25 protein-coding genes are annotated in these 24,249 nt (G+C 71.0%); 9 read left to right on the plus strand and 16 right to left on the minus strand.

Annotated features, from left to right (window positions below; translation table 11 throughout):
- Positions 1–111 precede the first annotated feature (111 nt).
- Positions 112–1,542, plus strand: coding sequence for a pyruvate kinase (gene pyk, locus ACFV18_RS12270; protein ID WP_380482138.1), 1,431 nt, complete (start codon positions 112–114; stop codon positions 1,540–1,542).
- 86 nt (positions 1,543–1,628) lie between these two features.
- On the opposite strand, the gene ACFV18_RS12275 is transcribed toward pyk, so the two are convergent.
- The 4 genes from ACFV18_RS12275 to ACFV18_RS12290 all read right to left on the minus strand — a co-directional run bounded on the left by ACFV18_RS12275 (position 1,629) and on the right by ACFV18_RS12290 (position 5,725).
- A complete protein-coding gene (locus ACFV18_RS12275; protein ID WP_380482139.1) occupies positions 1,629–2,861 on the minus strand; it encodes a hypothetical protein in 1,233 nt (410 codons plus the stop codon).
- On the minus strand, positions 2,858–3,424 hold the full coding sequence (locus tag ACFV18_RS12280) for a DUF6114 domain-containing protein (protein WP_380482141.1): 567 nt from the start codon (positions 3,422–3,424) through the stop codon (positions 2,858–2,860). The genes ACFV18_RS12275 and ACFV18_RS12280 overlap by 4 nt, the downstream gene beginning before the upstream one ends.
- Before the next feature lie 143 nt (positions 3,425–3,567).
- Complete coding sequence (locus tag ACFV18_RS12285; RefSeq protein ID WP_380482143.1) at positions 3,568–4,194, minus strand: DUF6230 family protein; 627 nt, start codon at positions 4,192–4,194, stop codon at positions 3,568–3,570.
- A gap of 553 nt (positions 4,195–4,747) precedes the next feature.
- Complete coding sequence (locus ACFV18_RS12290; RefSeq protein WP_380482144.1) at positions 4,748–5,725, minus strand: tetratricopeptide repeat protein; 978 nt, start codon at positions 5,723–5,725, stop codon at positions 4,748–4,750.
- Between the two features lie 341 nt (positions 5,726–6,066).
- Between ACFV18_RS12290 and ACFV18_RS12295 the strand changes: the two genes are divergently transcribed.
- Positions 6,067–6,735 (plus strand): TetR/AcrR family transcriptional regulator, encoded by a 669-nt coding sequence (locus tag ACFV18_RS12295; RefSeq protein ID WP_380482146.1) that lies wholly within the window; start codon positions 6,067–6,069, stop codon positions 6,733–6,735.
- A 51-nt stretch (positions 6,736–6,786) separates the two neighbouring features.
- Here ACFV18_RS12295 and ACFV18_RS12300 read toward each other — a convergent pair whose 3' ends face one another.
- The 3 genes from ACFV18_RS12300 to ACFV18_RS12310 all read right to left on the minus strand — a co-directional run bounded on the left by ACFV18_RS12300 (position 6,787) and on the right by ACFV18_RS12310 (position 9,554).
- The gene (locus ACFV18_RS12300; RefSeq protein ID WP_380482148.1) at positions 6,787–8,472 is read right to left on the minus strand and encodes a methylmalonyl-CoA mutase; all 1,686 of its coding nucleotides are present in this window, start codon (positions 8,470–8,472) and stop codon (positions 6,787–6,789) included.
- 189 nt (positions 8,473–8,661) lie between these two features.
- Positions 8,662–8,994, minus strand: coding sequence for a DUF3817 domain-containing protein (locus ACFV18_RS12305; protein WP_380482150.1), 333 nt, complete (start codon positions 8,992–8,994; stop codon positions 8,662–8,664).
- Positions 8,995–9,014: 20 nt separating this feature from the next.
- On the minus strand, positions 9,015–9,554 hold the full coding sequence (locus ACFV18_RS12310) for a MarR family winged helix-turn-helix transcriptional regulator (protein ID WP_380482151.1): 540 nt from the start codon (positions 9,552–9,554) through the stop codon (positions 9,015–9,017).
- A gap of 459 nt (positions 9,555–10,013) precedes the next feature.
- On the opposite strand from ACFV18_RS12310, the gene ACFV18_RS12315 reads away from it, so the two are divergent.
- Positions 10,014–11,654: a M4 family metallopeptidase gene (locus tag ACFV18_RS12315; RefSeq protein WP_380482152.1), complete on the plus strand. Its 1,641-nt coding sequence runs from the start codon at positions 10,014–10,016 to the stop codon at positions 11,652–11,654.
- Between the two features lie 80 nt (positions 11,655–11,734).
- Here the strand turns inward: ACFV18_RS12315 and ACFV18_RS12320 are convergent, their stop codons facing one another.
- Positions 11,735–12,064 carry a DUF3817 domain-containing protein gene (locus tag ACFV18_RS12320; RefSeq protein WP_380482340.1) on the minus strand — a complete coding sequence of 110 codons (330 nt, stop codon included), beginning with the start codon at positions 12,062–12,064 and terminating at the stop codon, positions 11,735–11,737.
- Positions 12,065–12,223: 159 nt separating this feature from the next.
- Between ACFV18_RS12320 and ACFV18_RS12325 the strand changes: the two genes are divergently transcribed.
- The 4 genes from ACFV18_RS12325 (at position 12,224) to ACFV18_RS12340 (ending at position 15,153) form a co-directional block, all read left to right on the plus strand.
- Positions 12,224–12,997, plus strand: a complete 774-nt coding sequence (locus ACFV18_RS12325) for a DUF2127 domain-containing protein (RefSeq protein ID WP_380482342.1) — start codon at positions 12,224–12,226, stop codon at positions 12,995–12,997.
- A gap of 82 nt (positions 12,998–13,079) precedes the next feature.
- Complete coding sequence (locus tag ACFV18_RS12330; protein WP_380482154.1) at positions 13,080–13,718, plus strand: AIM24 family protein; 639 nt, start codon at positions 13,080–13,082, stop codon at positions 13,716–13,718.
- Complete coding sequence (locus tag ACFV18_RS12335; protein WP_380482156.1) at positions 13,718–14,368, plus strand: AIM24 family protein; 651 nt, start codon at positions 13,718–13,720, stop codon at positions 14,366–14,368. Before ACFV18_RS12330 ends, ACFV18_RS12335 begins: the two co-directional genes overlap by 1 nt.
- Positions 14,368–15,153 (plus strand): AIM24 family protein, encoded by a 786-nt coding sequence (locus ACFV18_RS12340; RefSeq protein WP_380482158.1) that lies wholly within the window; start codon positions 14,368–14,370, stop codon positions 15,151–15,153. The genes ACFV18_RS12335 and ACFV18_RS12340 overlap by 1 nt, the downstream gene beginning before the upstream one ends.
- Before the next feature lie 230 nt (positions 15,154–15,383).
- On the opposite strand, the gene ACFV18_RS12345 is transcribed toward ACFV18_RS12340, so the two are convergent.
- From ACFV18_RS12345 to ACFV18_RS12370, 6 genes are read right to left on the minus strand one after another with little or no spacing between them, the layout of a single operon-like run.
- Positions 15,384–16,559, minus strand: a complete 1,176-nt coding sequence (locus ACFV18_RS12345; RefSeq protein WP_380482160.1) for a cytochrome P450 — start codon at positions 16,557–16,559, stop codon at positions 15,384–15,386.
- Positions 16,556–17,173, minus strand: coding sequence for an ATP/GTP-binding protein (locus ACFV18_RS12350; protein WP_380482162.1), 618 nt, complete (start codon positions 17,171–17,173; stop codon positions 16,556–16,558). The genes ACFV18_RS12345 and ACFV18_RS12350 overlap by 4 nt, the downstream gene beginning before the upstream one ends.
- A complete protein-coding gene (locus tag ACFV18_RS12355) occupies positions 17,151–17,510 on the minus strand; it encodes a DUF742 domain-containing protein (protein WP_380482164.1) in 360 nt (119 codons plus the stop codon). Before ACFV18_RS12355 ends, ACFV18_RS12350 begins: the two co-directional genes overlap by 23 nt.
- A complete protein-coding gene (locus tag ACFV18_RS12360; protein ID WP_380482166.1) occupies positions 17,507–17,926 on the minus strand; it encodes a roadblock/LC7 domain-containing protein in 420 nt (139 codons plus the stop codon). Before ACFV18_RS12360 ends, ACFV18_RS12355 begins: the two co-directional genes overlap by 4 nt.
- Entirely contained in the window at positions 17,923–19,374 is a 1,452-nt protein-coding gene (locus ACFV18_RS12365; RefSeq protein ID WP_380482168.1) for an ATP-binding protein, read from the minus strand. The genes ACFV18_RS12360 and ACFV18_RS12365 overlap by 4 nt, the downstream gene beginning before the upstream one ends.
- Positions 19,375–19,414: 40 nt before the next feature.
- Positions 19,415–20,407, minus strand: a complete 993-nt coding sequence (locus ACFV18_RS12370) for an MBL fold metallo-hydrolase (RefSeq protein ID WP_380482170.1) — start codon at positions 20,405–20,407, stop codon at positions 19,415–19,417.
- 193 nt (positions 20,408–20,600) lie between these two features.
- On the opposite strand from ACFV18_RS12370, the gene ACFV18_RS12375 reads away from it, so the two are divergent.
- Positions 20,601–21,116, plus strand: a complete 516-nt coding sequence (locus ACFV18_RS12375; RefSeq protein WP_380482172.1) for a MarR family winged helix-turn-helix transcriptional regulator — start codon at positions 20,601–20,603, stop codon at positions 21,114–21,116.
- A 62-nt stretch (positions 21,117–21,178) separates the two neighbouring features.
- Here ACFV18_RS12375 and meaB read toward each other — a convergent pair whose 3' ends face one another.
- Both meaB and ACFV18_RS12385 read right to left on the minus strand, forming a co-directional pair.
- Positions 21,179–22,132 carry a methylmalonyl Co-A mutase-associated GTPase MeaB gene (meaB, locus tag ACFV18_RS12380; protein ID WP_380482174.1) on the minus strand — a complete coding sequence of 318 codons (954 nt, stop codon included), beginning with the start codon at positions 22,130–22,132 and terminating at the stop codon, positions 21,179–21,181.
- 76 nt (positions 22,133–22,208) lie between these two features.
- On the minus strand, positions 22,209–23,399 hold the full coding sequence (locus tag ACFV18_RS12385) for an acetyl-CoA C-acetyltransferase (RefSeq protein ID WP_380482176.1): 1,191 nt from the start codon (positions 23,397–23,399) through the stop codon (positions 22,209–22,211).
- A 252-nt stretch (positions 23,400–23,651) separates the two neighbouring features.
- On the opposite strand from ACFV18_RS12385, the gene mce reads away from it, so the two are divergent.
- Positions 23,652–24,086 carry a methylmalonyl-CoA epimerase gene (gene mce, locus ACFV18_RS12390; RefSeq protein WP_380482178.1) on the plus strand — a complete coding sequence of 145 codons (435 nt, stop codon included), beginning with the start codon at positions 23,652–23,654 and terminating at the stop codon, positions 24,084–24,086.
- Positions 24,087–24,249 lie beyond the last annotated feature (163 nt).

Genomic DNA, 24,249 nt, shown 5'->3' on the forward strand with positions numbered 1-24,249 from the left:
ACCGGCGTGGGATGACTACCCGTCAGTATCCCACCCCTCGGAATGTTCGTTGGCGATATCTGGCGATTCGAGTCGAATGCATCGATAACACGAACGGATAGACTGACGGATATGCGCCGAGCGAAAATTGTCTGCACCCTGGGTCCTGCCACGGACTCCTACGAACAGCTGAAGGCCATCGTCGAAGCGGGCATGAACGTCGCCCGACTGAACATGAGCCACGGCTCCCACGCCGAGCACGAGGACCGGTACCGCCGCGTCCGCCAGGTGTCGGAGGACACCGGCCGCACCATCGGCGTGCTGGCCGACCTGCAGGGCCCCAAGATCCGTCTGGCGACTTTCGCCAACGGCCCGGTGACCGTTGACAACGGCGACACGTTCACCATCACCACCGAGGACGTCCCCGGTGACCAGCACATCTGCGGCACCACGTACAAGGGCCTGCCCGGCGACGTGAAGCCCGGCGACCCGATCCTGATCAACGACGGCGTCATCGCCCTGGAGGTCGTCAGCGTCGACGGCCCGCGGGTGAAGACCATGGTGGTCGAGGGCGGTGTGCTCTCCAACAACAAGGGCATCAACCTGCCCGGCGCGGCGGTCAACGTGCCCGCGCTGTCCGAGAAGGACAAGGAGGACCTGCGCTTCGCCCTGCGGCTGGGCGTCGACATGGTCGCGCTGTCCTTCGTCCGCAACGCCGCGGACATCGATGACGTCCACAAGGTCATGGACGAGGTCGGCATTCGTGTGCCGGTCATCGCCAAGATCGAGAAGCCGCAGGCCGTCGAGGCGATGGAGGAGATCGTCCTCGCCTTCGACGCGATCATGGTGGCCCGCGGCGACCTGGCGGTCGAGTACCCGCTGGAGAAGGTGCCGCTGGTCCAGAAGCAGCTGGTCACCCTGGCCCGCCGGAACGCCAAGCCGGTGATCGTCGCCACCCAGATGATGGAGTCGATGATCCACGCCTCGCGCCCGACCCGCGCCGAGGTCTCCGACGTCGCCAACGCGATCCTGGACGGCGCGGACGCGGTGATGCTGTCCGCCGAGTCCAGCGTCGGCAAGTACCCGGTCGAGACCGTCAAGACCATGAGCAAGATCGCCGAGAAGGCCGAGGAGGAGATGCTCTCGCAGGGCCTCCAGCCGCTCAACCCGGGCCGCAAGCCGCGCACCCAGGGCGGCTCGGTCGCCCGCGCCGCGTGCGAGCTGGGCGACTTCCTCAACGGCCAGGCGCTGATCGCCTTCACCAAGTCCGGTGACACCGCCCGCCGGCTGTCCCGCTACCGCTCGCCGATCCCGGTGATCGCCTTCACCCCGGACGTCGCCACCCGCAACCAGCTCTCGCTGAGCTGGGGCGTCGAGGCGTACGTCACCGAGCAGGTGGCCACCACCGACGCGATGGTCGAGCAGGTCGACCGCGAACTGCAGAAGCTCGGCCGCCTCTCCGAGGGCGACACCGTGATCGTCACCGCCGGCGTGCCGGTCGGCGTCCCCGGCACCACCAACATGGTCCAGGTCCACCACCTGGGCACCCGCGGCGGCCACTGAGCCTCACCGACGAAACCCGCAGGGGCGGGACCCGGGAGACCGGGTCCCGCCCCTGCGGGCGTCCGCGCGACAACTGTGACGACGGCTCAACCGTCGTACGGCGCCTTGTCGTTGAACAGGCGCATTCCCGGGATCTTCAGGTCCCCGCCGAACTGGCCGGCCTGCACCGCCTTGGCGTCGCTGAAGGTCAGGTCCAGCGGGATCGGCACCGCGCCCAGCAGGTCCCACAGCCACTTCGGCAGGGTGTCCGGGGTCAGCGTGATCAGGCCCAGGTCGATCGGTATCGGCAGGCCGTAGATCGCCGCCAGGTGGCCGGACAGGCTCTCCACGTACATGGTGATCGGGCCGTTGCGCAGAGTGGAGGTCGATCCCTCGCGGCTCTTCACGTGGAAGGTCAGGCCCGGGATCTGAATGGTCGACATGTCCAGGTTCTCGATGTCGACGCTGTCGGTGGTGAACTTCAGCACCCGCTTGGTGCCGCTCTCCGTGGTGACGTCGTAGACGCCGTTGAACACCGAGCCGTGCAGCGCCAGCCGGGTCGAGTGCAGCACCCAATTCTGGTCCGGCACCACATGGTTCTTGGGCGCGGCCTTCGCCGCCAGCCCCCGGGTGCTCACCAGGCAGTTCGGGTCGTCCGACGGCGAGCTGGACGGCTTCGGGGCCTTGGTGGTCGGCTCCTTGGTCGTCGGCGCCTTGGTCGTCGGTGCCTTCGAGCCCTCGGTGGCCGGCTCCGAGGACCCGGCCGGGGTCTGCGGCGTGGCGGGCGCCTCGGTGGTCGGCTGCCCGGTCGCCGAGGGGCTCGGGGAGGCGGGCGGCTTGGGGGCGGCGGGCGCGGAGGGCGCGCCCGACGGGGCGGCGCTCGCGGCAGTGCCCGGATGGGTCAGCTGGTTCCACCAGTCGTCGATCGCGCCGGCCTGCTGCACCCCGCCGCCGGTCGCGTTGCCGGTGTTCGGCGTCACGAAGGCGGCGGACTGCACACCGGTCGAGCCGGTGAACACCGCCGGCACCGCGGCGGCACTGCCCACCGGCGCCTGCCCGGACTGCACGGCCGCCGCCTCGCTCACCGAGGAGTCCGGCTGCACCTTGATCTCGCTCTTCGGGACGGGCGTCTCCTTGAGCACGGTGTCCGGGCTGCTCGCGCAGCTGCCGGACTGCGGGTCGGCCGCGACCGCCAGGGTCGGCGTGTACGCGGCGCCGACGAGCAGCGCGGTCGGCACGGCGGCGATCGCCAGCGCCCGCCCGCGCAGCCGGGCCCGCACACCCTCGCGTGGCACCGCGTGCCGCGGACCGGGAACCGCCGGCTTCTCCGAGTCCGTCACGGCTGCTCCCCCTCCGCTGTCGCTGTCGTTGTCGGTGCGGCCCCGTACTCCAGCGGCTGCTCGGCGGCAGCCTGCGCGAGCAGCGGCGCGGTCGGCGCGGCGTCCTCGGTGGCGGCCATCTCGGCGGTCCCGGCGGTCCCGGCGGCCGGGAGCGGCTGCAGCGGCGCCCAGGAGACCAGCAGACCGCCCGCGATCAGGCCGGGGACCAGGCCGAAGCCGAAGCCGCCCAGGTTGGAGACCGGGATGGAGATCAGCGCCAGGATGGTGGTCGCCACCCCGCAGAAGATCCGCACCATCGGCTGGAACCAGGCGGTCACGCCGAGCACCATCATCAGGACACCGATCATCAGCGAGCCGGCGCCGGCGGTGGTGGCCATCGCCACCGTCAGACCGTTCAGGCTGAGGTGGGCGTACGGGAAGTACAGGATCGGGATGCCGGCGATCACGGCCAGCAGGCCGCCCCAGAACGGCCGGCTGCGCCGCCAGGCGCGGAACCCTCGCCGACCTCGGCTGGCCAAGCCGGCCGGGCCCTCGGGCCAGGCCTCGACGGTTGCGCTGGACATGGTGCGACTCCTCGATGGTGGGTCCGAGGGGAAATACGGATGGCCCCGGGTATGCCGGGGTGCGGCCCGAGGGAGCGGCGCGCTGCCGCCCCCTCGGACCGGGGTCCACTGTCCGGCCCGCCTGACGAGCCGTCAGCCGTGGACTAGTAGCACTCGTTGACGCCCTGGTTGATGTTCAGGTGCAGGCCGGGGAGCGTGAAGGTACCCGCCGAGGTGGCCCAGGCGGTCTGCTGGACCTTGGACAGGTCCGCGGTCTTGGCGGACTGGGCGAAGCCCTGCGCGCCGGACGGCAGGGTGCCGCCGTCCTTCTTCAGCTTGTCGATGGCCGTACCCTGCAGGGTGCTGGCGTCCTGGCCGATGTTGAGGCTGTGGAACTCGGCGTCGGCGTTCAGCTGGTTCATGTCGATCAGCAGCTGCTGGGCGTCGACCGGCTTCTGGTCGCCGGCCTTGAGGACCAGGGTCCACTTGCCGAGCGGGCCGAGGTCGGTGACGACCGACTGGCACAGGTTCTGCAGGGTCGCGTGGTCGAAGGCCGAGATGGCGACCGGGTGCGGAGTGTGGTTGGCCTCCATGTCGACGCCGCCGAACTGCGAGAAGTTCTCGCCGTGCAGCTGGTCGACGGTGACCTTGAACTGCTGGCCGGAGACCGCGAACGAGGCCGCCAGCGCGGAGTTGGCCAGGGAGACGCCGATCGCGGCGGTGGCCGCGACGCTCGGCACCATCACCAGGGCGAAGCGCTTCCAGCGGGTCTTGCCGTAAGACGTGGACATGCGAGTCCTCCTTCTAGGACGTACATCTCCGGCCGGTCCGGTGCGTCCCGCACATGGTTCGGCCCGAAATGGGAGAGAGCTACGTCCTCGGTAGCGGAGAGCGCCTGATGCCGTGGGGACGGCGTCGGCGATCACCCCCGAGCGACAACCGTGCGAACGCGCGGGCTGCGCGACCGCCGAGGCCAGGAACCGCCGCGTGGGATCTGCGGTTACCCCCCTGTCCTCACCCGGTGGGGACCCTCGCGATGGAGGGACCGGGCGTCGCCGATCGTGCTCGAATACCGGGCGGAGCACAAGGGGTGCGTTACTGACGGGTAATCCAACAGTGAACGCGTTCGCTCAGGGGATCGAAGGCGTGACTGCGCAGAGTGACGAAAAGACCGGGCTGATGGAGCCGCGACCCCCGCAAATGCCAAAGAAACACCCCTCCTTCGTCACTCACTGCGACGAAGGAGGGGTGTTATCAAGATTTGGTAACCCTGCCTGGACCACCCACGAAAGTCGTCAAATCACCGACGACACCGCAGGTCACCGAACGTGTCACCCAGTGCCGTCAGAACAGCACCCGGGCCAGGGCCTGACGGGCCGCCACGGTGCGCGGGTCCTCCGGGCCGATCACCTCGAACAGCTCCAGCAGGCGCAGCCGCGCGGCGTCCCGGTCGTCGCCGAAGGTCTTCGCCACGGTGGCCACCAGCCGGCCGAACGCGTCCTCGACGTGCCCGCCGACCAGGTCCAGGTCGGCCGCCCGCAGCTGGGCCGGCACGTCCTTCGGGTCGGCCGCCGCCTCGGCGCGCACCTTCTGCGGGTCGAGCTTCTCCACCCGCTGCAGCAGCTGCGCCTGGGCCAGGCCGAGCTTCGCCTCGACGTGGCCGGGCCGGTCGCTCAGCACGTTCTGGTACGCCTGCACCGCGCCGCCCAGGTCGCCCCGGTCCAGCGCCTCGTGCGCGGCCTCCAGCGCCGGGTCGGCCGGTACTCGCGGGGCCGCCTCGGCAGCGGTGCCGCCGGCAGCGGAGCCGACGATGCCGAAACGCTGCTCGGCGACCGCGATCAGCTGGTCGAGCACCTTGCGGACGTTCGACTCGTTCTCGGCGCCCTGGAACAGCGGCACCAGCTGGCCCGCCACCACGGCCATCACGGCCGGAATGCCCTGGATGCCGAACTGCTGGGCGATCAGCGGGTTGGCGTCCACGTCGATCTTTGCGAGCACGATCCGGCCCGCGTACTCCTCGGCGAGGCGCTCCAGGATCGGGCTCAGCTGCTTGCACGGGCCGCACCACTCGGCCCAGAAGTCCACCACCACGGGGACCTCGGCCGAGCGCTGGACCACCTCCGACTCGAAGGTGTCCTCGGTGACGTCCAGCACCAGGGGGTAGTCCGCGAGAGCCGGGCCGTCGCCCGCCGCCGCCTGCCGGGCCCGCTCGGCCCGGGTCTGCTCCGCCTTCTGGGCGGCCTCTCCGGCCGCCTTCACCGCGGCGAGGTCCACCGCACCGCGCAGGGCGGAGCTGTTGAGACGCGAATTCCGTGACTGCATGGCTCTATCCTCCCCCGCCGGAGCCGGTACCGGACGCCATCCGCCCGGAAATGCCGAAACCGGGACGCCCGCCTCTCCCGGCGGAGCCCGGTCCGTTCGGGCGCGGATCCCCATCCGCGCCCCGCGCCCGCCCGATCCCATGGGGCAGGGCGCGTGGGTTGTCGCTCTTTCGCTACTGGTCGTAGCGTATCTGCCCCACGGGCTCCCCCCGCAAGCCCCAACCGCCCTCCGGGAGCGTGAGCTGTCCCACTTTCCGACCCGGGGCGGGTATCGGGCAGCGCCGCAGGTCGCTACCGTGGGGCCACCAAGTTACTTCTGAGTAAATTCGCTGAGGAGGCGCGGTGGCCCCCACCACCCGGCAGCCCGCCGAGCAGCCGGACCCGCCGGCCGCCGTCACCCCGCCGCCCACCCGCGGCAAGGGCCGCCCCCGCAGCGCCGCCGCCGACCAGGCCATCCTGGACGCCACCCGCGAGGCACTCGCCGAACTCGGCTGGGGCGGACTCACCATGGGCGACGTCGCCCAGCGCGCCGGCGTCGCCAAGACCACCCTCTACCGGCGCTGGCCGTCCAAGAGCGAACTCGTCGTCGATGCCATCGCCAGCCTCTTCGACCAGCTGGAATGCGCCGACCGGGGCAGCCTGCAGGCCGACATCGAGGCCGTGGTCGCCCGCTTCGCCGAACTCCTCACCCGCCCCGAGACGCAGGCCGCCCTGCTCGCCCTGTTCGCCGAGGGCTCCCGCGACCTCCAGCTGCGGCGCCGCATCCGGGAACGGATCGTCCAACCGCAGAAGGTGCTCGTCCAGCTCGGCCGGGCCAACGCCCAGGCCCGCGGCGAGATGGATCCCGACCGGGACCCGGCCAGCGCCGACGAGGAGATCGACATCATCTTCGACATCATCGCCGGCACCGTCGAACACCGTCTGCTGGTCAGCGGCGAACCCGTCACCGAGGACTGGATCCACCGCTTCACCACCCTGCTGCTCAACCCCTTCCCGGGGCTGCTGCGTTGACCTCCGCACCAGGGAGAGCACAACGCTCGCCTGCGTTCGCGCCCGTCTGCTCTAGAAGCTGGCGTTCTCGCGGTACGTGCCCCACTCGTCGCGCAGGGCGTGGCAGATCTCGCCGAGGGTGGCTTCGGCGCGGACGGCCTGGAGCATCGGTTCGATCATGTTGGTGCCGGAGCGGGCGGCGGCCAGCATCGCGTCGAGGCCGGCCCGGACGGCGGTCTCGTCGCGGTGCGACTTGCGGTCGGCGAGGACGCGGACCTGCTCGCGTTCGACCTCATGGCTGACGCGGAGAATTTCCAGTTCGGGGGTGACGCTGCGGGGATGGCAGTTGACGCCGACCACGCGCTTGTCGCCCTTCTCGACGCCCTGCTGGTAGCGGAAGGCGGCTTCGGCGATCTCGCCGGTGAACCAGCCCTCCTCGATGCCGCGCAGGATGCCGGAGGTCATCGGGCCGATCGGGTGCTCGGCGCTGCCCTTGTCCAGGATGCGCTGGAAGATCTCCTCGACCTGCGCCTCGATCTTGTCGGTGAGCGCCTCGACGTACCAGGAGCCGCCGAGCGGGTCGGCGACGTTGGTGACGCCGGTCTCCTCCATGATCACCTGCTGCGTGCGGAGCGCGATCTCGGCGGCCTGCTCGCTGGGGAGGGCGAGGGTCTCGTCGAGGGCGTTGGTGTGCAGCGAGTTGGTGCCGCCGAGGACGGCGGAGAGGGCCTCGACGGCGGTGCGGACCACGTTGTTGTACGGCTGCTGGGCGGTGAGCGAGACGCCGGCGGTCTGGGTGTGGAAGCGCAGCCACTGCGCCTTCTCGGTCTTGGCGCCGAAGTGGTCACGCATCCAGCGGGCCCAGATCCGGCGGGCGGCGCGGAACTTGGCGATCTCCTCGAAGAAGTCGAGGTGGGCGTCGAAGAAGAAGGACAGGCCGGGGGCGAAGACGTCCACGTCGAGGCCTCGGGAGAGGCCGAGTTCGACGTAGGCGAGGCCGTCGGCGAGGGTGTAGGCGAGTTCCTGGGCGGCCGTGGCCCCGGCTTCGCGGATGTGGTAGCCGGAGACGGAGAGCGGCTTGTAGGCGGGGATGCCCTTGGCGCAGTGCTCCATCAGGTCGCCGATCAGGCGCAGGTGGGGCTCGGGGGCGAAGAGCCACTCCTTCTGCGCGATGTACTCCTTGAAGATGTCCGTCTGCAGGGTGCCGTTGAGGACGGCGGGGTCGACGCCCTGGCGTTCGGCGGCGACCAGGTACATGCAGAAGATCGGGACGGCCGGGCCGGAGATGGTCATCGAGGTGGTGACCTCGCCGAGCGGGATACCGGCGAACAGCACCTCCATGTCGGCGGCGGAGTCGATGGCGACGCCGCAGTGGCCGACCTCGCCGAGCGACTTGGCGTCGTCGGAGTCGTAGCCCATCAGGGTCGGCATGTCGAAGGCGACGGAGAGGCCGCCGCCGCCCGCGTCGAGGATCATCCGGTAGCGCTCGTTGGTCTGCTGCGCGTTGCCGAAGCCGGCGAACTGGCGGATGGTCCAGGCGCGGCCGCGGTAGCCGGTGGGGTGCAGGCCGCGGGTGTAGGGGTATTCGCCGGGCCAGCCGATCCGTTCGAAGCCCTCGACGGCCTGACCGGCGGGCGGGCCGTAGACGGGTTCGACGGTCTCGCCGCTCAGCGTGGTGAAGTCCGCGTCGCGCTTGCGCGCCTTGTCGTACCGCTGCTGCCAGCGCTGCCGGCCGGCTTCGATCTGCTCGGCGTCCATCGGCTGAGACTCCGCTCCGTGCGGCCGCCCGGTGGGTGGGCGGCACAACTACTTGGATGTCCTACTAATTTACTCGGACGTCCTACTACCTGTCGATGCCTGTCCTCCGAACAGGAGAGCGAAAGACGAAGGGCGCCCCTCTCCCGGTGGGGAGGGACGCCCGGCAGAGCTGGTGCGCGCGGCGACGGGTCAGGCGGCGGTGGGCTCCGGCGCGGCGATCAGCGGGGCGACCTCGCGGCTGACCTTGCGCTCGACGAAGAACACGGCGGTGGGGATGGTGCCGGCCAGCAGGACCCAGGCGAGCTTGCCGATCGGCCACTTGGCCTTGGTGCCGAGGTCGAAGGCGAGCACCAGGTAGATCACGTACAGCCAGCCGTGCGCGATGCCGACGGCGGTGGTGAAGCCCGCGGCGCCCGACATGTCCAGGGCGTACTTGGCGATCACCCCGACCGTGAGCAGGATCAGCAGGACGCCGGTGATGTAGGCCATGGCACGGTAGCGGGTGAGCACACTCTGCTTCATGCCATCGAGGGTAACCGGCCCTACGAGCGCTCCCGGCCAGGGCCCTCCTGGTGCGGCAGGTCGAAGTCGCCGGCCGCGACCCGCAGCGGGCGGAGCAGTTCGAACACCTCGCGGCAGTCGTCCTCGCCGTAGCCCTCCAGGCCGAAGTCGACGGCCATCAGGTCGCGGGTGGCGCCCTCGACGACCTGGCGGCCGCGTTCGGTGATGGCCGCGAGGACGCCACGGCCGTCGAGCGGGTTGGGGCGGCGGGCGACCAGTCCGGCGCGCTCCAGGCGGTCGACGGTGTTGGTGACGCTGGTGGGGTGCACCATCAGCCGCTCGCCGATCTTGGACAGTGCCAGTTCGCCGGAGCGGCTGAAGGTGAGCAGTACCAGGGCCTCGTAGCGGGCGAAGGTCAGGCCGTAGGGCTTGACCACCGCGTCGACCCGGGCCAGCAGGATCTGGTGGGCGCGCATCACCGAGGTGATCGCCGCCATCGCCGGCACCTTGCCCCAGCGGCGGGTCCAGAGCTCGTCGGCGCGGGCGATCGGGTCGAAGTCGAGGGCGAGGGGCTTGGGCACGACCCCACCGTACCCGCGGTTCGGGGCGGGGGTAGCAGGTGTCCACGATGGTGGACAAGGCCCACCGATTGGCGGGATCACGCCAAACAGACAAGCACCACCGTACAGCCGCGATTAACAGCGGATAATCCGTCACTATTCAGTGAAAGTACCGGAGTTCGGCCGAAGCCCAGCCCGCGCCGCATCGTTCGCGGCGGAACCTCCGATTTCCTGACCGTTCCATTGCCGGGGGGCTGGCGAGAGTTTGCCAATTGTTGTCTGGGTGCTGTTCCCGGATTTGAACGATTGTCATGCTTCTGGCCAGCCCCGTTCGACACGCCGGCCCACCCCACCGGCGACGTCGCCAGACCGCACGGAGCTGCACGTCAGCACCCGTATCCGCCCCAGCAGGCACTGACCCCCGGTGCCCCGGAACGTGGTGCGACCGCGCATGCGGTTGATCCGGAAGGAACCCGTACCGTGAAGCGAAAGCTCGCTGTCGGAGCCGTTCTCTCTGCCTCTGCCCTGCTGGCCGGCGCGATCCAGGTGAGCGCCGGGATCGCGCAGGCCGCCCCCAACCCGGCCGCCGCGGGTCACAGCCGCGGCGACCTGCTGGCGCTGGCCGCCGGGCAGGCCCCCTCCGCCGCCAAGGCCCTCGGCCTCGGCGCCCAGGAGAAGCTGGTGGTCAAGGACGCCATCGTCGACGCCGACGGCACCCGCCACTTCCGTTACGAGCGCACCTACGACGGACTGCCCGTGCTCGGCGGCGACCTGGTCGTGCACCAGGACGCCAAGGGTCAGGTCCGTTCCTCCGACAAGGCCGTCTCCGGCAGCCTGGCCCCCGCCTCGCTGAGCCCGAAGCTGACGGCCGCCCAGGCCGCCGGCAAGGCGACCGGCGCGGTGCAGTCCACCGTCGGCATCGCCAAGGACGCCGACGCGTCCGCCCTCACCTCGGTCTCCGGCGCCACCGGCAGCTCCGAGCTGGTGATCTGGGCCGCCGACGGCGCCCCGCGCCTGGCCTACCGCACCACCGTCGAGGGCATGCGGGCCGACGGCACCCCGAGCCGCCAGAAGCTGATCACCGACGCGAACACCGGCGAGGTCCTCTCCACCCACGAGGAGATCGAGACCGCCAACGCGACCGGCACCGGCAACGGCGTCTTCGTCGGCAACGTCTCGCTGACCACCACGCTGACCGGCAGCACCTACACGCTGAAGGACGCCACCCGCGGCAACCAGTACACCACCACGCTGGCGAACAAGACCTCCGGCAGCGGCACCCTCTACTCGAAGACCACCAACTCCTGGGGCAACGGCCTGGCCTCCAACAAGGAGTCCGCGGCCGTGGACGCCCAGTACGGCGCGGCCGCAACCTGGGACTTCTACAAGAACACCTTCGGCCGCAACGGCATCCGCAACGACGGTGTCGGCGCGTACAGCCGGGTCCACTACGGCAGCAACTACGTCAACGCCTTCTGGGACGACAGCTGCTTCTGCATGACCTACGGCGACGGTGCCTCCAACACCCACCCGCTGACCGAGCTGGACGTCTCCGGCCACGAGATGAGCCACGGCGTCACCTCCAACACCGCCGGCCTGAACTACTCGGGCGAGTCCGGTGGCCTGAACGAGGCGACCTCGGACATCTTCGGCTCCATGGTGGAGTTCTCCGCCAACCTGTCGAAGGACGTGCCGGACTACCTGATCGGCGAGCTGATCAACATCAACGGCAACGGCACGCCGCTGCGCTACATGGACAAGCCCTCCAAGGACGGCGCGTCCGCCGACTACTGGTCCTCCACGGTCGGCAGCAAGGACGTCCACTACTCCTCGGGCGTCGCCAACCACTTCTTCTACCTGCTGGCCGAGGGCAGCGGCGCCAAGACCATCAACGGCGTCAGCTACAACTCGCCCACCTACAACGGCGCGACCCTCACCGGCATCGGCCGGGCCCAGGCCCAGCAGATCTGGTACCGGGCGCTGACCGTCTACATGACCTCCACCACCAACTACAAGGGCGCGCGCACCGCGACCCTGAGCGCCGCCGCCGACCTGTACGGCTCCGGCTCGACCCAGTACAACGCGGTGGCGGCGGCCTGGACCGGCGTCAACGTGAACTGACCCCCACCGGGTAGCGCAAAAGCTCGCGGCGGCCGGGCCTCCCACGAAGAGGCCCGACCGCCGCGCACCACGTGGTGGAGTCAGGCAGTGGCCGGCTTCGCCGCGTCCAGCTCGCCGCGCTCCTCCTTGGCGAGCATCCGCTCGGCGAAGAAGCCGCCGGTGGGCAGCACCGCCAGCACGAACATCAGCAACGCGCGCTTCGGCTCCCAGCGGCGGGCCTGGTACGCCTGGACCAGGAACACCACGTACAGGATGAACAGTCCGCCGTGGATCAGGCCCATCGGCATCACCGCGTCGAAGCTGGTGGTGCGCTTCAGCACCGAGCAGCACAGCAGCAGGATGAAGGACAGCCCCTCAGGGCCGGAGACCAGGCGCAGGCGGTGGACGGCGGCGATGCTCTTCACGGGGATTCCTCACAGGGCACGGGCGGCTGGGCTTGTGAACGGGAGCACAAGCCATGCCTATTATCACCGACCCGCCCTCGCTCCCGACCCCGGACCCCCTATCCTGCTGTGCTGCGCGCGGCCTGACCGCCAGGCCCGCAGACCCACGGGGGGACGCACGACATGCTGAGGCGAGACTGGGACCGGCACACCTGTGCCCGGCGCGGCCACATCACCTACGCGCCCGACGAGACCGACCTGCGCGAGCGGCTGCACGCCACCACCGCGCTCGGCACCGCCTGGCGCTGCCTGCGCTGCGGCGACTTCGCGCTCGGCGAGCCGCACGGCTCCGGCCCGGCCGACGAAGCGCCGCTGGTGCCCCGCGGCAAGGCCCTGCGCGACCTGTTCATCCTGCGCTTCCTGGCCGTCGAGCGACTGCTGCGCGGCCTGCTGATCGTGGTCGCCGCCTGGGCGGTGTGGAAGTTCTCCAACAGCCAGGACGCGGTGCGCCGGATCTTCGACGAGAACCTGACCGTCTTCAAGCCCGTCACCGACCACTTCCACTACGACCTCGACCACTCGCCGATCGTCGACACCATCCGCAAGACCTTCGACTACCGGCACAACACCCTGATCTACGTCGCCATCGCGCTCGTGGTGTACGCGCTGGTCGAGATCGTCGAGGCGTTCGGCCTGTGGTGGGGGCAGCGCTGGGCCGAGTACCTGACCGTGGTCGCCACCGCCGCGTTCCTGCCGCTGGAGGTCTACGAACTCACCGAGCACGTCAGCGTGTTGAAGATCTGCACGCTGCTGCTGAACATCGCCGCGGTGCTCTGGATCATGCTCTCCAAGCGGCTGTTCGGCCTGCGCGGCGGTGTCGTCGCATTCGAGGCCGAGCGGCACTCCGCCTCGCTGCTGGAGGTGGAGACCTCCGCCGGGGCGCTGCCGCAGGCCGCCTGACGACGCGTCCGATGTACGGGTTCCGTACCGGCTCGCACGGCCCTCTCCCCACACCGGGGTGAGGGCCGCTACATTCCCGAACGTGGCACAGTTCCGACTCCAGGGGTCCAAGGTCCTCGCCGTCGATCTCGCCGGGGACACCGTCAAGGCACGCAACGGCTCGATGGTCGCCTACACCGGGCAGATGGGCTTCAAGAAGCTCACCGGCGGCGGCGACGGCCTGCGCGGCATGGTCACCCGCCGGCTCACCGGCGAACGCATGGAGGTCATGGAGGTGAAGGGGCAGGGCACCTGCTACTTCGCCGACAAGGCCACCGAAATCAATCTGGTCCGGCTGAACGGTGAGACCCTGTTCGTCGAGTCCGACAACCTGCTGTGCAGCGAGGCGAGCCTGCGCACCGGCACCTCCTTCACCGGTCTGAACGGGATGGCGAGCGGCAACGGCCTGTTCACCACCAAGGTCGAGGGCCACGGCTGGGCCGCCGTCACCTCGAACGGCCCGGCAGTCATCCTGCGGGTCGCCCAGGGCCTGCCGCTGCGGGTCGACCCGGGCGCGTACATCGCGCACACCGGCAACCTGAACCGCACCCTCAAGTCCGGCGCCGGCTGGACCACGCTGATCGGCGAGGGCGGCGGCGAGGCCATGCAGGTCGAGTTCACCGGCGACGGGCTGGTCTACGTCCAGCCCTCCGAGCGCCTGACCTTCGGAGGCGACGCCTGATGGCCTTCACCCTGATCAACCACAAGATGGTCTCCGCCCAGGTGTTCCCGGGTCAGCGCATCCTGTCCCAGCGCGGCGCGATGCTCGGCTACACCGGCGAGGTCACCTTCAAGCCCAACCTGATGGGCGGCCAGGGCGGCGTCATGTCGATGATCGGCCGCCGGGTCGCGGGCGAGGACACCCCGCTGATGACCGTCGAGGGCCACGGCACCGTGATGTTCGGCCACGGCGGCCACCACGTGCACGTCATCGACCTGGCCGGCGACACCCTGTACGTCGAGGCCGACCGGCTGCTCGCCTTCGAGGGCAGCCTCCAGCAGTCCACCATGTTCATGGGACAGCAGGGCGGCCTGATGGGCGTGGTCCGCGGCCAGGTCACCGGGCAGGGGCTGTTCACCACCCAGCTCAGCGGCAAGGGCGCGGTCGCCGTCATGGCCCACGGCGGCGTCGTCGAACTCCCCATCTCCCCCGGCCTCCCCGTCCACGTCGACCCGCAGGCCTACGTCGCCCACCGCGGCCAGGTCACCAACAAGCTCTCCAGCGCGCTCGGTTGGCGCGACATGATCGGCCGCGGCTCCGGCGAGGCCTTCCAACTCGAACTCTCCGGACACGGCACGGTGTACGTGCAGGCCAGCGAGGTGAAGCTCTGATGACCCATCCGCCTCAGTGGCAGACCCCCGGCGGCGACGGACCGCAGGTCTGGGACCCGTACACGCTGCCCGTCAACGACAACGTCAACCCGTACTGCTTCTCGGTGGACCTGAACGGCGCGTACTACCTCCAGAAGGGCAAGATGATCGCCTACTACGGCGAGATGCGCTTCTCCGGGATCGGTCGCGGAGTACTCGACCGAGTCCTCGAACAGAACTTCAACTCCCCGCTGCACGCGTCGGACTGGGTGGTTGCGGAGGGGCGCGGCAAACTCCTGCTCGCCGACCGGGCCTACGACCTCAACTCGTACGACCTGGAGGACGGCAACCTGACCGTCCGGTCCGGAAACCTGCTGGCCTTCGAACCCACGCTCCGGCTCAAGCAGTCGATCATCCCCGGGTTCCTCACCCTGATCGGCACCGGGAAGTTCGTCGCGGCGTCCAACGGGCCCGTGCACTTCGTCGAACCCCCGATCCGGGTAGACCCCCAGGCGCTGGTCGGCTGGGCCGACTGCCCCGCCCCCTGCCACCACTACGACCACAGCTACCTGCACGGCGTCCTCGGCGGGATCCGGCACCTGACCGGGATCGGCGGCGCGAGCGGCGAGGAGCACCAGTTCGAGTTCATCGGGGCGGGGCAGGTGCTGATGCAATCGTCCGAGACGGTCATGGCGGAGAAGCCGGTGGGCGTCGTCGGCGAGAGCAGCGTCCCGCACCAGCAACCCGCACAGACCGTGCCGGGGCTCGGCAACCTGCGAGACCTCGGCCGGCAGTTCGGGCTTTAGGCAGGTGGGTGCGAACGCAGGTGGGCGCGAAAACAGGGGCGCGGGGAACTGCGCGACAAGCGCACATCACGTCCGCAAGGTCGCGATCAAGTGCAGGTCATTGTCCCGCGTCGCGATCTCGCGGTGGGGTGCCTTCCGCTGCGCGCAGTTCCCCGCGCCCCTGTTTTCGCGCCCCTCCGCTCGCGCAGGTCTCCCCGCGCCCCTGGTTGTGCACCTCCTGCCTGCCCTCTCTACAGGGGCGTGAACTCCACCGGGAGGGAGACGAGTGCCCGGTGGACCGGGCCCTGGCGCCAGAGGATCTGGTCCGCGGGGACGGCCAGGCGGAGGTCGGTGAGGCGGCTGATGAGGTGTTCGATGGCGGTGACGGCCATCAGGACGGCGGGCTGGCGGGCGGGGCAGCGGTGGGGGCCGGCGCCCCACGCGAGGTGGGCGTAGGAGCCGCCGAGGGACTCGCTCTCGGAGGCGGGGAGTGCGGCCTGCGCGTTCGCGGAGGCGTAGGAGATCAGTACGGGCTGGTCGGGGGCGATCGCGGTGCCGTGGAAGACGATGTTCCGCCGGGTGTAGTGCGGGGCGAAGTTGGACAGCGGGGGGTCGGTCCAGAGGACCTCGTTGACCGCGTCGTGCGCGCTGAGTGCACCGCTGTGCAGGGAGCCGGCGTAGCGGTCGTCGGAGAGCATGCGCAGCAGCGCGTTCGCGGTGAGGTTGGCGGTGGGTTCGTGACCGGCCATCAGGGTCAGGGTGATGTGCCGGACGACCTCGTCGTCGGCGAGCCGGGCCGGGTGGTTGATGAAGGCGGAGATCAGGTCGTGCCGGGGTGCGGTGCGGCGTTCGGCGACCAGGCCGGTGATGACTTCGACCAGGTCGGCGTACCCGGCGGCGGCGCCGGTGGAGGATTCGAAGGAGCGGTAGATCGCGGCGCTGATCCGGTCGATGTCCTGGTCGGGGATGCCGTACCAGGAGGTGAGGATGAGCAGCGGGAGCCGGTAGGCGTACTGGGCGAGGATGTCGGCCTTGCCGGTGTGCACGAATGCGGCGATGAGCTGTTCGGCGACGGCGGTGGTGTCGCGTTGCAGCAGGTGGGGTTCGATGATGCCGACGCTGTCGGTGATGACCTGCCGGTAGCGGGCGTGGGTGGCGCCGTCGTTGAAGAGTGCGGTGGGGCGCCAGCCGAGCATCGGCATGATCGGGGAGTCGGCGGGCTGGGTGGCCTGCCAGCGGCGCGAGTCGCGGGTCCAGGTGTCGGTGTCGCGGAGGACTTCCAGGGCGACGTGGTAGTCGGTGACCAGCCAGGCGTCGATGCCGGGGGCGAGTTCGACGGGTGCGAGCGGGCCGCGGTCGCGCAGCCGGGCGTAGTGGGCGTGCGGCTGTGCGGCGAACTGTGGCCCGTAGAGGGCGGTGCGGGTCATGGGGCGGTCTCCTGCGGGAGGCGGTCCAGGACGTGCTCGGTGAGGGCGATCAGGGCGTCCAGGCAGCCTGCGCGTTCCCGGGCGTCGCATTCGATCAGCGGGGTGGCCGGGTCGAGGTCGAGCGCGGCGCGGATCTTGTCGAGTTCGATCGGCGGGGTGTCGGGGAAGCGGTTGACGGCGACCGCGTAGGGCAGGCCGGCTTCCTCGATGAGGTCCATGGCGTCGAAGGCGTCGGCGAGGCGGCGGGTGTCGGCGAGGATCAGCGCGCCGAGGGCGCCGCGGGCGAGGTCTTCCCAGAGCGGCAGGAAGCGGCGCTGGCCGGGGGTGCCGAACAGGTAGAGGACCAGGTCGCCGCCGGGCAGGGTGAGCCGTCCGAAGTCGACGGCGACGGTGGTGGCGGTCTTGCCGGGGATCCGGGCGGTGTCGTCGACCGGGATGCCCTGGGCGGTCATGGTCTCCTCGGTGTGCAGCGTCGGGATCTCCGACAGCGAGCGCACGAAGGTGGTCTTCCCGACCCCGAACGGCCCGGTGACCATGAGTTTCATCAGGATCGGGTCGGTGGCGGGGAGGTAAACGGGGCTGCTGCCCGTGCTACTTGAGGGCGCGAAGTCCACTGAGGAGCCTTTCGGCGAGGTCCCGGTTGACCGGCTGGGCGGAGGGAATCGGCGCGCGCACCTTGAGGGCGCCGCGCTCGGCCAGGTCGGCGACGATGAAGACGGTCGCGCTGACCGGGAGCCGGAGGTGGGCGGCCGCCTCGGCGACGGTCAGCGCGCCGGGGCGGACGAGTTCCCATAACTGGCGGTGTTCGCCGCCGAGTCCGGTGGGGAGGTCGGCGGCGGCGTGCAGGATGCTGAGCCGGTCCAGGCCGTGCTTGCCGGGGGCCAGGTCGCGGCCCTGGGTGGCGAGGTAGGCGGGGACGAGTCGGCGGTGCGGTCCGCTGGGTGTGGTCATGTCCCGCTCGCCTCCCGGGCGGGACTGGCGAGGGCTCTGGCGAGCGCGGCGACCTGGACCTGCATCTGGTAGGCGATGGTGCCGAGGTCGGCGCCGGGGACGGCGAACACGGCGAGCGAGGAGTTGGCGCCGGCCGGGGTGACCACGGCGTAGCCGAGGTCGGACTCGACCACGGTCTGGGTGAGCCGGACCTGCTCGGCCTCGGTGAAGGCGACGGTGAAGGCGCGGGCGGCGGCGTGCAGCGAGGCGGTCATCGCGGCGACCCGGTCGGCGTTGTCCCGGCCGAGGTCGGCGGAGTGGCCGGTGACCAGGCCGTCCCCGGTGGCGATGACGGCGTTCTGCACGCCGGGCAGGTCGAGCAGCGGGGTGAGTACCCAGGAGAGGTCCTCGGTGTGGCGGCGGAGCTGGGTGGTCACGGGGTTTCGACTCCTTCGGGTGCGGCGGGTCCGTCGGGGCCCGGGTGGTGGCGGACGGCGCTGCGGCCGGCGAGGGTGCCGGACTGCAGGGCCGACCACGCGGAGCGGGCCCGGTCGGGGGTGCTGCCCGCCGGGGACGGCAGGGGGGACGGCGCGTCCTGCTGCGGGACGCGCGGGCTGCGGCGCTTGCGGGTGGGCAGCGCGTCGCCCGCGTCGAACACCGGTGTGGTCTGGGTGATCGGGCGGGGGGCGAGCGCGGAGAGCGGGGCGGCCGGGTCGGTCAGGGTGAGCAGGTCGGCGGGCAGTCGCAGGATGGCGCGCACGCCGCCGTACGGGGACGGCTCGACCCGGCAGCCGAAGCCGAACTGCCGGCAGAGCAGGCCGATCACGGCGAAGCCGGCCTGCGGCGGGTCGCCGAGTTCGGTGAGCAGGACCTCGGCCTGGCCGTCCAACAGGTTGCCGGAGCGCTCCAGTTGGTCGGGTTCCATGCCGACGCCCATGTCGTCGACCACCACCAGGGCGCCGGAGCTGCCCTGTTCGATGGAGACCACCACCCGGGTCTCGGGGTGGGAGTAGGCGGTGGCGTTGCCGAGGATCTCGGCGAGCGCGATGGCGACGGGTTCGGCGGCCCGGGCGGCCACCGCGAGGCGGGGTTCGCGCAGGTGGTTGGTGATCTCGATGCGGGCGTAGCCGGCCACCCGGGACTGCGCGCCGACGCAGAGTTCGGCGAGCGGCGAGTCCTCCCGGGTCATGCCGGGCCAGGCGCCGGAGAGCACGGCGAGGGACTGGACCCGGCGCAGCGTCAGTTCGTTGCGGAAGTCGAGCGCCAGCAGCCGCGGGTCGTCGACGCTGAGCTGGATCTCCTCCAGCAGCGAGCGGACCTGGATCAGCAGGGCCTGGATCTTGGAGGCGGCGCCGCGCAGCGCGGCCCGGGCGGCGGCGTCGGTGCGGTCGCGTTCGGCGAGCACGGCGCGGACGGCGGCGGCGAGCGCGGTGTCCAGGGCGTGGTGGAGTTCCTCGGTGCCGCCGGTGGTGTCGAGCGGCCCGGGGACGGGCGTCCTGGGGTGGGTGAGCGCGGTGGTGGCGGCGGGCAGCCGCTCGTGCGCGAGGTGGCCGAGTTCGCGGACGGCGGCGGCGTACCGGGTCTCGGCGACGGTGCGGTGGGCGTCCGCACTGCGGGCCGAGGTGTCGGCGGCGCGGGCGCGTTCCTCGGCCGCCTCGGCCCGGGCCTCGGCGGCGCGGGCGGAGGTGTCGGCGGCGCGGGCGGTGCTGTCCGCGGCGCGGGCGCGCTGCTCGGCGGCCTCGGTGCGGGCGTCTGCGGCGCGGGCCGAGGTCTCGGCGTCGGTGGCGCGCCGTTCGGCGGCCTGGGTGTCCCGGGCGGCGCGGCGCAGGAGCCACAGCAGGGGTCCTGCGGCCATGGCGGCGCCGGCCAGGACGTACACGATCACGACCATCGGGTCCTCGGGGGTGTCGGGCGCGGGTCGGGGGTCAGACGGTGCTGGCGGCGGTTTCGGCGCCGCGCTGCCGGGCGAGGCCGGCCATCCGGCCGAAGACCTCCAGCATGGCGGGCGGCTCGCTGCCGTCGAGGTGCCGGTATTCGGTGGCGATGGTGACCAGCAGCCGCTCGGGCAGGCCGAGTTCGGGGTAGCGGCGTTCGTCGATGACGGTGCGCGCGGCTTCGGCGGCCGGGACGCCGGCGGCGTGCAGGGCGTGCGCGCGGTCGCGGACGTGGCCGAGGTACTCGGCGTGCGCGCGCAGGTCGTAGCGGGTGAGCAGCGGGCCGTGGCCGGGGACGATGGTCTCGGCGCCGGTGGCGAGGACGCGTTCGACGGCGTCGATGACGTTGCCGAGCGGGCCGGCCCAGTGCACGGGGTGGTCGCCGGGGCGGTCGGCGGTGGAGCCGAACACGATGTCGCCGGTGAACACGGTGGAGCGGGTGGGCAGGTGGACGATCAGGTCGCCGCTGGTGTGGGCCGGCGGGAGGCTGCTGACCTGCACCGGGATGTCGCCGACGCGCAGTTCGAGCTCGCCGGTGAAGACGGTGTCGGGCTGGATCGGCGGGGTGTCGCTCCAGTCGAAGCAGCCGAAGTGCTCGTGCAGGTAGGCGCCGGTGTCGCTGGCCGGGTCGAGGTTCTTCAGCAGGCCGTGCTGCTGCTCGGGGGTCGGCTCGTAGGCGATGTGGTGCAGCGCCTCGTGGGTGGTGATGAGTTCGGCGTCGGGCAGCACGCCGGCGCCCCACATGTGGTCGCCGTTGGCGTGGGTGACGACGATCCGGTCGACGGTGACGCCCTTGGGGAGGACGGCGCGGGTGCGGTCCAGGAACTGGCCGGCGAGCTTGCGGTCGTACGGGGTGTCGATCCACAGTGCGGCGCGACCGGAGGCGACCAGCCCGCAGTTGGCCAGGCCCCATCCACGCTGCTGGGGCTGCCAGGCGTACACGCCGTCGGCTATCGAATGGAAGTTCGCGCTCCGCGTCGTCATGGGCGCGATTATGCCTAACATGCCGTCACCGGCCGAGTGCGCCCCAATAATTGAGCATGCCCGTTTCAATCCCACCAGACGGGAAGGTGGTGGTACGGGTACGTATCAATGCTGGCCACGGCGCATCGCCCTCACATGCTTCGCCAAGCGTGAATTTGTACAACATTGAACAATGTCGGCTATACTCGGCCACATGGATACTCCTGTGACCGAAGCGCCGGCGGTCCCCGCCTCCCCCGCGGAGGAGGACGCGCCCTGGCTGGACGCGCGTGAGCAGCGGTTCTGGCGCGCCCACCTGGAGGTCGGGAAGCTGCTCGAACACCAGCTGAGCCGGGAACTGCAGGCGCACAATCTCGCCATCAACGACTACGAGATCCTCGTGGTGCTCTCCGAGTCCCCCGAGCGCCGGATGCGGATGACCGACCTGGCCACCGCCACCCTCCAGTCGAAGAGCCGCCTCTCCCACCAGATCACCAGGATGGAGACGGCCGGCCTGGTGCTGCGTCAGGAGTGCCCCGGCGACCGCCGCGGCCTCTACGCGCACCTGACCGACCTCGGCTGGGAGACGCTGCGCAAGGTCGCCCCCGACCATGTGCGCAGCGTCCGCGAGCACTTCATCGATCGCTTCACCGACGAGCAGCTGGACGCGATGTACGCCGCCCTCGCCCCGATCGTCGAGCACCTGCGGGCGCTGCGCGGCCGGAGCTGAACGAAGGCCTGTCCGGCCGCTCTTGCCGGGCGACAAGACCGCCCGGACAGGCCCTGGGCCGCTCAGCCGGTCAGTTCGGCGACCAGCCGGTCGGCGGCGGTGTACGGGTCGAGCGTGCCGTCGGCGACCTGGCCGGCCAGCGCGTCCAGGTGGCGGTCGCCGTGCAGGTCGCCGATCCGGGCCCGCAGCGCGGCCAGCGTGATCGCCTCGACCTCCTGGGCGGCCCGGCGCCGGCGGCGGGCGGCGAGTTCGCCGGTCTCGGCCAGCCAGCCGTGGTGCTTCTCCAGCGCCTCGACCAGCTCGTCCACGCCCTCGCCGCGGGCGGCCACGGTCTTCACGATCGGCGGCCGCCAGTCACCGGGCTGCCGGGACTCGCCGAGGCCGAGCATGTGGTTGAGCTCCCGGGCGGTGGCGTCCGCGCCGTCCCGGTCGGCCTTGTTGACCACGAACACGTCGCCGATCTCCAGGATGCCCGCCTTGGCGGCCTGGATGCCGTCGCCCATGCCCGGGGCGAGCAGCACCACCGAGGTGTCGGCCTGCGCGGCGATCTCCACCTCGGACTGGCCGACGCCGACGGTCTCCACCAGGATCACGTCGCAGCCCGCCCCGTCCAGCACCCGCAGCGCCTGCGGGGCGGCCCAGGACAGGCCGCCGAGGTGGCCGCGGGTGGCCATCGAGCGGATGAACACCTCCGGGTCGGTGGCGTGCTCCTGCATCCGCACCCGGTCGCCGAGCAGCGCCCCGCCGGAGAACGGCGAGGACGGGTCGACGGCGAGCACCCCGACCCGCTTGCCGAGCTTGCGGTAGGCGGTCACCAGCGCCGAGGTGGAGGTGGACTTGCCCACCCCGGGCGAGCCGGTCAGGCCCACCGTGTACGCCCGCCCGCTGTACGGGGCCAGCGCGGCCATCACCTCGCGCAGCTCGGGGGCGGCGTTCTCCACCAGGGTGATCAGCCGGGCCACCGCCCGGGGGCGGCCCTGCCGGGCCTGCTCGACCAGCGTCGCCACATCGGCCATCGGGTTGCTCCTCGCAGCACAAAGACGGGAGCCCCGTGAGGCGGCAGGCGCCGCCTCACGGGGACTTGAGGGTCGGTCAGCCCTGCGCGGGGACCTTGACGATCAGGGCGTCGCCCTGGCCGCCGCCGCCGCACAGCGCGGCCGCGCCGACGCCGCCGCCGCGGCGCTGCAGCTCCAGCGCCAGGTGCAGCACCACGCGGGCGCCGGACATGCCGATCGGGTGGCCGAGCGCGATCGCGCCGCCGTTGACGTTGACGATCTCGTCGGTGACGCCCAGGTCCTTCATCGACTGGTGGGCGACGGCGGCGAACGCCTCGTTGATCTCGATCAGGTCGAGGTCGGCGACCTCCAGGCCCTCCTTGGCGAGGGCGTGCTTGATCGCGTTGGACGGCTGCGACTGGAGCGAGTTGTCCGGGCCCGCGACGTTGCCGTGCGCGCCGATCTCGGCGATCCAGCTCAGGCCCAGCTCCTCGGCCTTGGCCTTGCTCATCACCACGACGGCGGCGGCACCGTCGGAGATCTGCGAGGAGGTGCCGGCCGTGATCGTGCCGGCCTTGGTGAAGGCCGGGCGCAGCTTGGCCAGGCCCTCGGCGGTGGTGTCGGCGCGGATGCCCTCGTCCTGGCTGAACAGCACCGGGTCGCCCTTGCGCTGCGGGATCGCGACGGGGACGATCTCGGCCTCGAACACGCCGTCGGCCTGCGCCTTGGCGGCCCGCTGGTGGGAGGCGGCGGCGATGGCGTCCTGCACCTCGCGGCCGATGCCCAGGCGGGTGTTGTGCTTCTCGGTGGACTCGCCCATCGGGATGTTCTCGTAGGCGTCGGTCAAGCCGTCGTGGGCCATCGCGTCGAGCATCTCGATCGCGCCGTACTTGAAGCCCTCGCGGGACTTCGGCAGCAGGTGCGGGGCGTTGGTCATCGACTCCTGGCCGCCGGCCACCACGATGTCGAACTCGCCGGCCCGGATCAGCTGGTCGGCCAGCGCGATGGCGTCCAGGCCGGACAGACACACCTTGTTGATGCTGAGCGCGGGCACGCTCATCGGGATGCCGGCCTTCACGGCGGCCTGCCGGGCCGGCATCTGGCCGACGCCGGCCTGCAGCACCTGGCCCATGATCACGTACTGGACCTGCTCGCCGGAGACACCGGCCCGCTCCAGCGCTGCCTTGATCGCGAAGCCGCCCAGCTCCGCGCCGGAGAATCCCTTGAGCGAGCCGAGCAGGCGGCCCATCGGGGTGCGCGCACCTGCGACGATCACAGAAGTAGTCATGGACGAGCCCCTTCGCGCGTCGGACCAGAGGGTATGGGGATGCGGTCAATGTACTGATCCGTTACCGCCGCGTCACCGCCGCGAGGATGTGATCAGCGCTACTGGCACCTTCCAGTGAACACCGTGCCAGTTCCGGGAAGTTCCCTCGCGGGAAACTCCGATGTGAGCAGACTCGCAAGGCGTGCTGCTGGCGTGCGGTCGCCGCCATGCGCTGCACTGAGTGCCACCCCCCAAACTCCCTCGGAGGCCCCCGTGCTGACCCGCATCGACCACATCGGCATCGCCTGCTTCGACCTGGACAGGACCGTCGAGTTCTACCGCAGCACCTACGGCTTCGAGGTGTTCCACTCCGAGGTCAACGAGGAGCAGGGCGTCCGCGAGGCCATGCTGAAGATCAACGACACCGGGGACGGCGGCGCCTCCTACCTGCAGCTGCTGGAGCCCACCCGGGAGGACTCCACCGTCGCCAAGTGGCTGGCCAAGAACGGCGAGGGTGTGCACCACATCGCCTTCGGCACGGCAGACGTCGACGCCGACGCCGCCGACATCAGGTCCAAGGGCGTGCGGGTGCTGTACGAGGAGCCCCGGCGCGGCTCGATGGGCTCGCGGATCACCTTCCTGCACCCCAAGGACTGCGGCGGCGTGCTGACCGAGCTGGTCACCGGCGCGGAGCCGGGCGAGCACTGACCGCAGGCCGTACGGGCCCCGAACGGGGCCGGTACGGGGCCCGGTCAACGCCCGTACGGGGCCTGACGGAGCGGTAACGAACCGAGCGGTAACTTCCGAAAAGGACCTCGCCCCCATTCCCCCCGGCACGGCTCCCACTACAATGCCCAGGTGCGCAGGTACC

The organism is Kitasatospora sp. NPDC059673 (assembly GCF_042734215.1).
In the GTDB taxonomy this organism is placed as follows: Bacteria; Actinomycetota; Actinomycetes; order Streptomycetales; family Streptomycetaceae; genus Kitasatospora.

What these genes read in the sequence shown, in the direction of transcription:
- ACFV18_RS12370 (WP_380482170.1), bottom strand. Translation starts at nt 20,407, where the DNA reads ATGACGACGCGGAGCGCGAACTTCCATTCGATAGCCGACGGCGTGTAC.
- ACFV18_RS12375 (WP_380482172.1), top strand. Translation starts at nt 20,601, where the DNA reads ATGGATACTCCTGTGACCGAAGCGCCGGCGGTCCCCGCCTCCCCCGCG.
- ACFV18_RS12280 (WP_380482141.1), bottom strand. Translation starts at nt 3,424, where the DNA reads ATGTCCAGCGCAACCGTCGAGGCCTGGCCCGAGGGCCCGGCCGGCTTG.
- meaB (WP_380482174.1), bottom strand. Translation starts at nt 22,132, where the DNA reads ATGGCCGATGTGGCGACGCTGGTCGAGCAGGCCCGGCAGGGCCGCCCC.
- ACFV18_RS12340 (WP_380482158.1), top strand. Translation starts at nt 14,368, where the DNA reads ATGACCCATCCGCCTCAGTGGCAGACCCCCGGCGGCGACGGACCGCAG.
- ACFV18_RS12305 (WP_380482150.1), bottom strand. Translation starts at nt 8,994, where the DNA reads ATGAAGCAGAGTGTGCTCACCCGCTACCGTGCCATGGCCTACATCACC.
- ACFV18_RS12355 (WP_380482164.1), bottom strand. Translation starts at nt 17,510, where the DNA reads ATGACCACACCCAGCGGACCGCACCGCCGACTCGTCCCCGCCTACCTC.
- ACFV18_RS12345 (WP_380482160.1), bottom strand. Translation starts at nt 16,559, where the DNA reads ATGACCCGCACCGCCCTCTACGGGCCACAGTTCGCCGCACAGCCGCAC.
- ACFV18_RS12300 (WP_380482148.1), bottom strand. Translation starts at nt 8,472, where the DNA reads ATGGACGCCGAGCAGATCGAAGCCGGCCGGCAGCGCTGGCAGCAGCGG.
- ACFV18_RS12285 (WP_380482143.1), bottom strand. Translation starts at nt 4,194, where the DNA reads ATGTCCACGTCTTACGGCAAGACCCGCTGGAAGCGCTTCGCCCTGGTG.
- pyk (WP_380482138.1), top strand. Translation starts at nt 112, where the DNA reads ATGCGCCGAGCGAAAATTGTCTGCACCCTGGGTCCTGCCACGGACTCC.
- ACFV18_RS12385 (WP_380482176.1), bottom strand. Translation starts at nt 23,399, where the DNA reads ATGACTACTTCTGTGATCGTCGCAGGTGCGCGCACCCCGATGGGCCGC.
- ACFV18_RS12290 (WP_380482144.1), bottom strand. Translation starts at nt 5,725, where the DNA reads ATGCAGTCACGGAATTCGCGTCTCAACAGCTCCGCCCTGCGCGGTGCG.
- ACFV18_RS12335 (WP_380482156.1), top strand. Translation starts at nt 13,718, where the DNA reads ATGGCCTTCACCCTGATCAACCACAAGATGGTCTCCGCCCAGGTGTTC.